The organism is Nostoc edaphicum CCNP1411 (genome assembly GCF_014023275.1).
Classification (GTDB): Bacteria; Cyanobacteriota; Cyanobacteriia; order Cyanobacteriales; family Nostocaceae; genus Nostoc; species Nostoc edaphicum_A.
In genome coordinates this window covers 813,408-825,136 of sequence record NZ_CP054698.1, presented here as the reverse complement: position 1 = coordinate 825,136, position 11,729 = coordinate 813,408, and the positions used below count along the sequence as shown (strand labels likewise).

Genomic DNA, 11,729 nt, shown 5'->3' with positions numbered 1-11,729 from the left:
AGCAAAAAGCGGAATTTTTCTTGCTCCTCCCTTTCCGTTTCGGAGAGGGAGGCTGGGAGGGAGAGGTTCATCGAACTCACGTTGGTAGGGGTGAGGTTGGGAGGGGTCAAAATAATATGCAGCTTCACAGAGAATTGGTATTAAAGGTTTTTCCTTCCCCTTTTCCCCAAAACCCGACAAGTATTGAATCCTGTGTTACTCAGTAATGAAATGACTAGCGTTTAAAGTTGATGCCATAATTCCAGTTAACAAAGCAAAATTAGTGCTACCAGCAGTAACCTTAATCAAGGTATCATTGCCACTTTGAGTAATAGACAAACCTGAGTAGGTTAAACCACCTGATAAAGAAATCAAATCTTCATTAATGTTGAAATCTTTGATAGTATCTCTACCTTCACCTTTGACAATCACAAAGATATCATTACCTGCACCACCTGTAAGATTATCAGTACCAAAACCACCATAAATGCGATCGTTTCCTAGCCCGCCGACAATCACATCATTACCAGCAAAACCAAAAATCAGGTCGTCTGAGCTAGTTCCCTGTATAGGGTTATCAGGCTTAGATGTACCAGTGATAATGCTATTAATTTGATTACCATTTTTAATGTTAACGACATCAATATCATCAGGATTGATAATGTTGTTATATTTGGTATCACTACTAACTGCTTTGGCAGTAATAATTTGGTAAGTAATATTGTCATCTGCAATGCCATCATCAACACCTGTAACCGTGATGATTTGGGGCGTATTCCAGTTAGCTGCGGTAAATATCACGCTAGAAACTGAAACAGTACCTTCACTCACCTTGGAACTACTCAAATTGAAGGTGACATCAGCAGTGGGTTGGCTATCGAGTTGAATACTGAAGTTAGCTGTGCCACCAGCTTCGGTAGTTACTAGCCCAGTTGTAGGAGAGATAGTAACACCTGCTATATCGTTGTCAGAAATAGTACCAATAGCTTGGCTATCACTAATGGTGGCATTGGTGGGGTTTGTGAGATTGACAAAAAAGCGCTCACTGGATTCGGCAACTAAATCATCGAGAATCGGTATCGTGATTGTTTGAGTAGTAACTCCAGGGTTAAAAGTGAGGGTTCCTGTGAGTGGGGTGTAATCAACGCCAGCGATCGCAGTATCATTACTAGTGTTGTAATCGACTGTGATTACATCAGTACTTGCGTTGGAGAGTTGGACAGTAAAAGAGAAGTTACCAATGCTTTCGCTACCACTTTTATTTGCGATGGAGATAGTGGGCGGATTGTCATCGTTAACTATAGTAACTGAAGCTGGATTGGTAATAGGATCTTGCTGGTTGGGGTGACTCAACGTCAGATTAATGGTTTCATCAACTTCAGTCACCTTTTCACCCAGAACGTTTAATGTAATACTCTTTGTTGTTTCTCCAGCAGCAAAAATTACAACTCCAGATATAGTACTTGTTACACCTGCAACCTTAATGGCGTTGTAATCACTGCCAAAAGTTGCCGTGCCATCGAAAGCATAATTTATGGTACTGGCAACGGCAGTATCGCCACTACGAGTCACTGTGAAAGTAATAGTTTGGCTACCACTATTACCCTCAGTCACAGTTTGGCTAGCAGTTGAAATGTCGTAATTGATATTAGTAGAAGGAGCAAAGTTAGTATCCCCTATGTGATTTAATGGCTGACTAGCAAAGTTTCCAGGTAAAGTGTTAGCAGCATTACCTAATGAAAAATTTGGTGCTGTGCCAGTGATTAGACTTGCTACCCAATCCGAAGCTGTTGAACCAGTAGTGTCACCTGAACGTCCTACATATCCAGTAATAAATGAGGTGTCAATAACTGCGGCATTCGTTGGAACTGAACCGACAGAACCTTTTCTAAATACAATCGAGCCGTATGCTATGTCTGTAGCATCCCCATCTAAAACCGAAACTGAATCCAGCACAGTCCAATTTGAGTAAATAGCACCATCCGCAATACCATTGTTATCCGAGTCAATATCATTGGTTAGGTTTGGTGCAGTAGTAGTTTGAATCAGAAAGAAATTAACAGACCCATTTTCGATGTCAGTTGCATTCGCTTGACCAATGTGACCGAGTGAACTTGAGGTTCCACTTCCCCATCCGGCTCCAGTTCCAGTATTAGTTACTACATTTGTATTGGGGTTAACTGCATAACTATTGCCTTTTTGCAACAGAACTAGCAATCCATTGCTACCAAACTGCTTACCAGACAAATCAAAAATATCTTGAACATTGCCGGGGTTAGTAGTGGAATCACCCTCAATCCCAACTAAATAAGTTCCAGGTGCTAGAATCGCACCGGGAGTACCACGCAGTTCGATATATTCTTTCGAGGTATCTGCACTTGGAGGATCAAACAGAATTTCGTTGATAAGTATCGGTTGAGGGGGAACAGGTTCATAAGTTTCATCATCAGCGTTTACCAGCGAAACGTTTTTAGATTCGCTGTTTGCCACTACCAAGTCAGATTTACCATCCTTGTTGAAATCGCTTACGGTGAGAGAATAGGGTTTTGTCCCCACGGCAAAGTTCGTGGCAATTCCAAAGCCACCATTGCCATCTCCCAGCAGCACTGAAACCGTGTCTGAGCCTGCATTTGCCACTGCTAGGTCAGAGTTACCATCATTATCGAAGTCAATCACTGTAACGGATGCAGGATTTAACCCTACATCAAAGTTAGTGGCAATTCCAAAGCTGCCAGCCCCATTACCCAACAGAATAGAGATATTGTTAGAGTCATAATTTGCCACTGCCAAATCCAATTTGTTGTCTTTATTGAAATCGCCTACAACGACGGAATTGGGATTTGCTCCGACATCAAATTGGGTAGCTGAGTTAAAAGTGCCATCACCGTTACCCAACAGCACTGAGACGTTGTTGAAGTAAGAACTCGTCACCGCTAGATCAGATTTTCCATCCTTGTTGAAATCGCCTACTGTGACGGAAGTGGGACGACTGGGAACTTTAAAGTTTTTGGCAGTTGCAAAACCACCAGTACCATTTCCCAACAGCAGTGAAATATTTTGGGAAGCGTTGTTTACCGTTACTATGTCAGATTTTCCATCGTCGTTGAAGTCCCCCACTACAATAGATATCGGTGCTGAGGCTGAATCCAAAGCAAAATTTACAGCAGCTTGAAAGCTGCCATCGCCCTTGCCAAGCAGTACTGAAATGTTATTCGACAGATTATTTGCCGTTACCAGATCCAATTTCCCATCTTTGTTGAAGTCAGCTACAGCGACAGAAGAAGGACTTAAGCCATTGAACCCCACCGTACTAAAGTTGCTAGCAGACTTAAAAGTGCCATTACCATTTCCCAAAAGTACCGAAACGGTGCTGGAGGACTTGTTTGCCGTTACCAAATCGGTATTACCATCTTTGTCAAAGTCGCCAACAACAATAGAGTAGGGTCTTAATCCCACATTAAAAGTGTTATGTATAATCGAAATGCTAGCAATCTCCGTATCACTACTGTAAGCTGTTGTACCTCCACCAGCGCCAGTGACTATGTTAGTAGCACCATTAATGTTGCCGTCTGAGGTATCCCAAGCGCGAAAAGCGAATTCCGCTGTGCCCTTGTAGCCAGAGTTGGGGACAAAACGAATTTTTTCTGTATCTCTGAGCAATGTAGCAGAAGTATCGGATACAACCAAATTAATCCAGTTGCCACCGTCATTTATGGAGTATTGCCAAGTACCGTTGGTATTATCTACACCAATGACGGCAATTCCTTCTACTGCACCTGTGTCAGCATCGGTAATGGGGTCGCCACCTGCACCTCTAGAAAGGATGGCGGAAATTAAAGTGCCTGAGTTATTGATATCAGTTACGTCTTGAGCAATGGCAGCCAGTCTGGGATTACCGGTGTTGTTTAGTATTGGTGCTGTGTTGGAGGCTAAAATTGAGTCGTAAGCCATCACGACCTTTGATGCCAAGGCTAAATCTGACTCAATTTCTCCAATCTTCACTTCTAAATCCCAGTCGCCTCCCAACTCGGCATTACCTGTAATATCATCCGAAGCTGCCACATCTGCGCCTGTGATTTGGCTCAAAAGCTGCAAAAAAGTTTGATCGAAAGATGCCACATTGCAACCATAAAGCAGAATGTCGGAATCCTCAGTTAAATAATTTTTCCACTGCTGCAATTGATTGGTGTAGGAGTTCAAATTGTTGACATTGAGTAAGGTTGCCCCTAATTGCAAACTTCCGCTATTGCCGTGGGAGATAATTTGAACTGATTGGTATTTGCCACCTTGCAAAGCTTGAGTGATTTGTTCTACCCCATCCCTAGCGGAGTCAAGGATTACTACACTAGTGCCTGGTTGGATGCCAGCAATCAAGCTTTCGTAGTCGATAACTGCTTGATCAATAAAAATAATATTTTGATTTGACATTTGTAATTCCTCAGTAAAATTAATTTGCGTTTTAGAAGTTTTGTTTTCTGGCAGTTGCACTCTGATTAATTAGATCCACCTTGAAAATACGGAGTAGGGAGTAGGGAGCCGAGATTAGTCACACAGCCGCTAAATACCCGCTTCCGTACCTAAATTGAATCGGTAGTTATAATGTTTGTTTTGAGGTCAAAAAGCAAGATGATAAGTAAGTACAAAATTACGCTAAAAATACTATATTTTCTACTGTATTATTACTGCGATCGCTCAAATATCCTAAAAATTAAATTTTAGAGTTTAGTTAGAAATTTAAATACTTTTAATTTCCATATCTAAATTAATCAACGTCTTGTAGGATAAACTTTTTAGCAGTCAAATCCCTAAAATTAAAATTTTTAAAAGCTGTTTATGTAATTTTATTAATATAAAAAATTGATAAAGCCAATTGATTTAGCTCAATCGGCTAAAGTTGTTTTATTAGCGTCTTACTGTACCAATACTTGTCGGTTAAGGGGGAAAGGGAAAGGTGGGGCCCCCTCTGGGGATAAGGGGCGGGGGGAAAGGGAAATTAAAACCTTTAACCCAAACCCAGTAACCCTTTCCCAAAACCAAACTTTGGGTTCAAAATGCTTAATCGAGTAGTATTGCTTACTGTACTAGTAAGTAATGAAATTGCTAGCGTTTAAAGTTGATGCCGTAATTCCAGTTAACAGAGCAAGACTTTCGTTATTGGCAGTAACCTTAATTAAGGTATCATTGCCGCTCTGAGTAATAGACAAACCGGAGTAGAGCAAACCACCTGATAAAGCAATCAAATCTTCACTAATGTTGAAGTCTTTGATAGTATCTCTACCTTCACCCTTGGCAAGTACAAAGATATCATTCCCTGCACCACCTGTGAGATTATCAGTACCAATACTACCACCATAAATGCGATCGTTTCCTAGCCCGCCAACAATTACATCATTACCAGCAAAGCCAAAAATCAGATCGTCTGAGCTAGTTCCCTGTAATGGGTTATCAGCTTTGGACGTACCAGTGATAATGCTATTAATTTGGTTGCCACTTTTAATGTTAACGACATCAATATCGCTGGGGTTGAGATTGTTATAATTGGCATCACTACTAACTGCTTTGGCAGTAATAATTTGGTAAGTAAAGTTGTCATCTGCAACACCATCATCAACACCTGTAACCGTGATGATTTGGGGCGTATTCCAGTTAGCTGCGGTAAAGGTAACGCTAGAAACTGAAACAGTACCTTCATTGATATTGGAACTGCTTAAATTTAAGCTGACATCAGCAGTGGGTTGGCTAGTGAGTTGAATATTGAAGCTATCAGTGCCACCAGCTTCAGTAGTTATGAGTCCATTGGTGGCAGAGATGCTGAAACCCGCTGTATCGTCGTTAGTAATCTTACCACTAGCTTGATTATCGCTAATACTGGCATTGGTGGGGTTGGTGAGATTGACAAAAAACTGCTCAGTTGATTCGTCAATGAAATCGTCGAGAATCGGTACGGTGATTGTTTGAGAGATAACTCCAGGGTTGAAAGTCAGAGTTCCTGTGAGTGGGGTGTAATCAACGCCAGCGATCGCAGTATCATTACTAGTGTTGTAATCAACTGTGATTACGTCATTGCTGGCATTAGACAGTTTAACGGTAAAAACAAGATTGCCACTATCTTCCTTGCCGCTTTTATCTGCGATAGAAATAGTAGGTGCGTTGTCATCATTAACTATAGTGATTGTAGCTGGTGCGATCGCAACTGTTTGGTTAGGGTAACTCAGGTTAAGATTAATGGTTTCGTCAGCCTCAGTGACCTTATCGCCTACAACGTTTAATGTGATAGCCTTTGTTGTTTCCCCGGCGGCGAATTTTATAATCCCAGATGAACTACCTGTGACACCTGCAACTTTAATACTGTTGTAATCACTGCTAAAAGTTGCCGTGCCATTCAGAACATAATTTACGCTAGTAGCAACGCCAGTATCACCACTGCGAGTAACAGTGAAAGTCACCGTTTTGCTACCACTATTACCTTCAGTCACAGTTTGACTAGCAGGTGAAATGGCGTAATCTACATTAGCAGCAGGAGCAAAATTAGTATCCCCAATGTGATTTAACGCTTGACTGGCAAAGCTTCCAGGTGATGTGTTAGCAACAGTACCTAATGTCAAATTCGGCGCTGTGCCAGTAACCACACTTGCTACCCAATCCGAGTCTGTTGAACCGATTGTGTCACCTGAACGCCCTACATATCCTGCTGTAAATGAGGTGTTAACAACTGTGGCATTCGTTGGAACTGAACCACCAGAACCTTTTTGAAATACAATCGAGCCGTAGGCTTTGTCTGTGGTTCCCCCATCTAAAACCGAAACGGAATCCAGCACAGTCCAATTTGAGTACACAGTACCATCAGCAATACCATCGTTATTTGAGTCAATATCATTGCTTAGGGTGGGTGCAGTATTAGTTTGAATCAGAAAAAAGCTAACAGACCCACTTTCTATATCGGTTGTTGAACCGGTGTGACCGATTGAACTTGAGGCTCCGTTCCCCCATCCGGCTCCACTTCCGGTATTATTTATTACATTTGCGCCAGGCTTGGCTACATAAGTACTGCCTTTTTGCAGAAGAACCAGCAACCCATTAGTACCAAACTGCTTACCAGACAAATCAAAAATATCTTGAACATTACCAGGATTATTACCAGAATCACCCTCAATGCCAACTAAATAAGTTCCAGCTTCTAGAGTCGCAGCGAAAGTGCCACGCAGTTCGATATATTCTTTCGGGCTATCTGTACTTGGGGGGTCAAACAGAATTTCGTTGATGAGTGTCGGTTTAGAGAAATCATCATTAATGATGTCTACTTGAGCCGAACTGGTGGTAACTGTGGAACTTGTCGGCGCAGTTGTGAGATTAGGATTACTTAGAGTAACAATAATGTTTTCATCAAGTTCAACTGTATAGTCACCCAAAACATCGAGTGTAATTGTCTTTGTTGTTTCTCCAACTCCAAAGTTTAAAGTCCCCGATGAAGCAGTTCCTCCATTTGTAACTTGAATATTGTTATAGTCAATCTCTAAAATTGCTGTACCACTCAAGGCATAATCTACCGTACTCGCCACGCCAATACCACCACTGCGGGTGATGGTAAAGGTAGCAGATTGAGTACCGCTATTACCTTCAGTTAAAGGTGGGGTGGTGGTGGAAATTGCGTATTCAATGGAATCGTTAGCAGCAATATTCAGAGTAGTTTCAGTGATTGTTCCTGGAATAGCCCCCGTTAGTGTGCCGAAATTGAGTACAACCGTTTCGGCATTTTCAGGTAAATCGTCTGGTTGAATGGTAAAAGTTACTAGTTGAGTTAAATTTGAACCTGCTGCCCCAGCACTAAAAGTAAGACTAGCGGGTGAAAATGTGTAATCGTTGCCACTAGTAGCGGTGCTACTGTTGTTGATGACAATGGGAACTGTGACATCAATGTTGGGAGTAGCGTCTAAAGTAACGGCAATAGTTACCTCAGTAGCAGTACTACCTTCTGTAGTGTTGTAGGTAGCAGCACCAAAGTCAACTTTTGGGGGTACAGTAGTATTGTCCAGCACTGAAACGTTATTGGAGCTTGAGTTAGCCACTACTAAGTCCAAGTCGTTGTCTTTGTCAAAGTCCCCCACTGCTACGGAATTGGGAGTGCTTCCCACGCCAAAATTGCTGGCAGTTCCAAAACTACCAGCCCCATTGCCCAACAGAATTGAAATGTTATTGGATAAATAGTTAGTCACAGCTAAATCAGATTTGCTGTCTTTGTCGAAGTCACCCACTATCAGGGAAATGGGATTGTTTCCCACGCTAAAATTGGTGGCAGTCCCAAAGCTACCACTACCATTGCCTAATAGAACAGAAACGCTATTGGAGCCATAATTAGCTGTGGCTAAGTCAGAGTTGCCGTCTTTGTTGAAGTCACCCACTACCAAGGAATTGGGATTGTTTCCCACGCCAAAATTGGTGGCAGCCCCAAAGCTACCATTGCCATTGCCCAACAGAACTGAAACGTTGTTGGAGCCATAATTAGCTGTGGCTAAGTCAAGGTTACCATCTTTGTTGAAGTCCTCCACTGCAACGGAAATGGGACTGCTTGACGCGTTGAATGTGATAGCAATATCAAAACCACCACTACCATTGCCCAATAACACTGAAACTTTGTTAGAGCCAAAGTTAGCTACCACTAAGTCAGAGTTGCCGTCTTTGTTGAAGTCTTCTACTGCCAAGTAACGGGGAGAACTTTCCACGTTAAAGTTGCTGGCAACCCCAAAACTACCACTGCCATTGCCTAAAAGCAGTGAAACGCTGTTAGAGCTAGAGTTAGCTGTGGCTAAATCAAGGTTACCATCTTTGTTAAAATCTCCCACTGTCACGGAATTAGGACTGTTTCCGACGCCAAAGTTGGCAGCAGCCCCAAAACCACCACTGCCATTGCCTAACAGCACTGAAACGTCGTTGGAGTCAAAGTTAGCCACAGCTAAGTCAAGGTTACCATCTTTGTCGAAGTCACCCACTGTCACAGAAGAGGGATTGCTTCCAACGCTAAAGTTGCTGGCAGTTGCAAACGATAAGGGTAAAATTGAGTGATAAGCCTTCATTGTCTCTGGCGTCAAGGCTAAATCTGACTCAATGGAGCCAACCTTCACTTCTAAATCCCAGTCACCCCCCAACTCAGAATTCCCTGTGATGTCATCAGAAGCAGCCACATCTGCGCCTGTGATTTCACTCAAATGTTGCACAAAAGTTTGATCAAAAGATGCCACATTGCAACCATAAAGCAGAATGTCGGCATCCTCAGTTAAATAATTTCTCCATTGTTGCAACTGATTGGTGTAGTAATCCAAATTGTTGGTATTGAGTTGGTTTGAACCTAGTTGCAAACTTCCGCTACTGCCGTGGGAAATAATTTGAACTGATTGATATTTACCACCCTGCAAAGCTTGAGTGATTTGTTCTACTCCATCTTGATTTGAGTCAAGGATTACTACACTAGTGTCTGGTTGGATGCCAGCAATCAAGCTTTGATAGTCGATAACTGCTTGATCAATAAAGACAATATTTTGATTTGGCATTTGTAATTCCTCAATAAAATTATTTTGGTATTTAGAAGTTGTTTTTTCTTGTATTTACACGATGATTTTTATTAGTAATTAAAATTTAGCAACTCAAAGATTATGAATAAATGAAAACAGCACTAAACAGGAAGCGAATGCTTAAAAATACGCTTATATACCTCAATTGAATCGGTAATTGGAACCTGTTTTTATTGAGTTAAAATATAAAATTTAATTGAGAACTCAGTAATCAATAAGTACGCAAGCCAGTACAAAGTTATGCTAAAAATATAATCGCTGCTATAGTATTATTACTTAATTAACTAAGAGGATGTTTGAAAAGCCCTCTTGTCGAGAGTAATATGTTTTAGATCCGCCTAAATCTACCGAAAAAAGCTACGGTGTACACAAAATCCTAAAAAAGCTCGATTTTCCTCCGTTTATCTCGTTTCTATGCAGAGCATGGGAATGAGTTATGAGGGGCTGCTGCATCTAGTCAGACATTGAGTCAGAGACTCAATGAATGCATTCCCAGTCGGAGACTGGGAACGAGGAAAGTCTTATATTGAGATTTAGAGTTATTAGCGATCGCAGCATTTGTCGCATCATAGAGATTAACAAAAAATGTCTTGTCGGCTTCAAGTAGTTTTCTATCACCTCTGATGCCAAAGCTAATAGTTTTCAAGATTTCACTAGGATTGAAAATGATTGTTCTCATCCTAAAATTGTTATCAGAGTCAGAAACTTTCGCAGTGCGATCGCTCGTATTATAATTGACAATCACTGGCTGATAGCTGGGATTGGCAAGGGCAAGATTGACGATCCCCAGTCCACACTCTCTCTTTCATGTTTTCTGGTGTATGCAGTTCATGACGATTGTTTTAGCGCTTACAATCGAAACGATCGCTATTTATGCTGATCGTTCATAATTTGATGATGTCTGTAACCAAATGATGAAAAGGTTTATAAAGTGGTGTGTTGAGTTTCCTTCTTGGTGGAATATTCGCCAAAGCAGAAAGTCGGGGTTATTTGCCGTTATGCTTACCTTGAGCGTGGTAGCTACGGTGATGCTATCGTTCCCCTTGAACGCTCAAATTAATCTGCCACAAACGCCCACATCTGAGTTAAGGGGGGTGTGGTTAACAAATATTGATAGTGATGTGTTATTTGAGCGCGATCGCCTCAAGGGATCTTTACAACGCCTTGATGAACTCAATTTTAACACCATATATTCAGCAGTTTGGAATTGGGGATATACATTGTATCCTAGCAAAGTTGCCCAAAAAGTCATCGGGCGATCGCTCGATCCCACACCCGGACTCCAAGGGCGAGATATCCTCAAAGAAATTGTCGATGTAGGACATCAAAAAGGGTTAACAGTGATTCCCTGGTTTGAATTTGGCTTCATGGCACCAGCGGATTCTCTATTAGCTAAAAATCGTCCCCAATGGCTCACCAGTAAGAGTGATGGGACGCGGATTATCAAAGAAGGCACACATAATCGTGTTTGGTTAAATCCCTTTCGCCCAGAGGTACAACAATTTATTCAAGATTTAATCGTTGAAATTGTCAGAAACTACAATATTGACGGTATTCAATTTGATGACCATTTTGGCTTACCATCAGAATTAGGATACGATGCTTATACGGTGGCGCTTTACAAAAAAGAACACCGTGGTAAAGCTCCCTCCAAAAACTCTAAAGATCCAGAATGGGTGCGCTGGAGAGCGAACAAAATCACCGACTTTATGAAACGGGTATTTACAGCTATTAAAGCTACCAAAAAAAATTGCCTGGTTTCCGTTGCTCCTAATCCTCAACGTTTTTCCTACGAATACTTTTTAGCAGACTGGCAAAAGTGGGAACGGATGGGAATTGTTGAAGATTTGGTTTTGCAAATCTATCGTGATGATTTAAATGTTTTTGTTAAGGAATTAGAATACCCAGAAGTAAAAGCCGCACAGCGTCATATTCCGGTCAGTATCGGCATTTTAGCTGGGTTGAAAAATCGGTCTGTACCGATGCAGCAGATTCAGACACAAGTGCAAAAAGCACGCGATCGCAATTTTGCCGGAGTCTCTTTCTTTTTCTATGAAACCCTCTGGAACATGAGCAAAGAAAAGCCTCAAGAGCGTCAACTCGCCTTCCAGAAAATTTTCCCCACACCAACGACTTACCCGAATCTGCTTGCAGGTTGGAAACCGTAGAAAGGTAGGAGTTGTA

4 protein-coding genes are annotated in these 11,729 nt (G+C 41.6%); 1 reads left to right on the top strand and 3 read right to left on the bottom strand.

Annotated features, from left to right (window positions below; translation table 11 throughout):
- Positions 1 to 195: 195 nt before the first annotated feature.
- The 3 genes from HUN01_RS06205 to HUN01_RS06195 all read right to left on the bottom strand — a co-directional run bounded on the left by HUN01_RS06205 (position 196) and on the right by HUN01_RS06195 (position 10,290).
- Positions 196 to 4,407 carry an FG-GAP-like repeat-containing protein gene (locus HUN01_RS06205; RefSeq protein WP_181930534.1) on the bottom strand — a complete coding sequence of 1,404 codons (4,212 nt, stop codon included), beginning with the start codon at positions 4,405 to 4,407 and terminating at the stop codon, positions 196 to 198.
- Positions 4,408 to 5,060: 653 nt separating this feature from the next.
- Positions 5,061 to 9,524: a DUF4347 domain-containing protein gene (locus HUN01_RS06200; RefSeq protein WP_181930533.1), complete on the bottom strand. Its 4,464-nt coding sequence runs from the start codon at positions 9,522 to 9,524 to the stop codon at positions 5,061 to 5,063.
- 490 nt (positions 9,525 to 10,014) lie between these two features.
- Positions 10,015 to 10,290, bottom strand: coding sequence for a Calx-beta domain-containing protein (locus HUN01_RS06195; protein WP_181930532.1), 276 nt, complete (start codon positions 10,288 to 10,290; stop codon positions 10,015 to 10,017).
- Positions 10,291 to 10,459: 169 nt separating this feature from the next.
- Between HUN01_RS06195 and HUN01_RS06190 the strand changes: the two genes are divergently transcribed.
- Positions 10,460 to 11,713 carry a glycoside hydrolase family 10-like protein gene (locus HUN01_RS06190; RefSeq protein WP_181932586.1) on the top strand — a complete coding sequence of 418 codons (1,254 nt, stop codon included), beginning with the start codon at positions 10,460 to 10,462 and terminating at the stop codon, positions 11,711 to 11,713.
- The last annotated feature ends 16 nt before the right edge of the window (positions 11,714 to 11,729 follow it).

Bases quoted from the DNA above. Each gene is read 5' to 3' on its own strand.
- HUN01_RS06205 (WP_181930534.1), bottom strand. From the start codon at position 4,407: ATGTCAAATCAAAATATTATTTTTATTGATCAAGCAGTTATCGACTAC.
- HUN01_RS06190 (WP_181932586.1), top strand. From the start codon at position 10,460: ATGAAAAGGTTTATAAAGTGGTGTGTTGAGTTTCCTTCTTGGTGGAAT.
- HUN01_RS06200 (WP_181930533.1), bottom strand. From the start codon at position 9,524: ATGCCAAATCAAAATATTGTCTTTATTGATCAAGCAGTTATCGACTAT.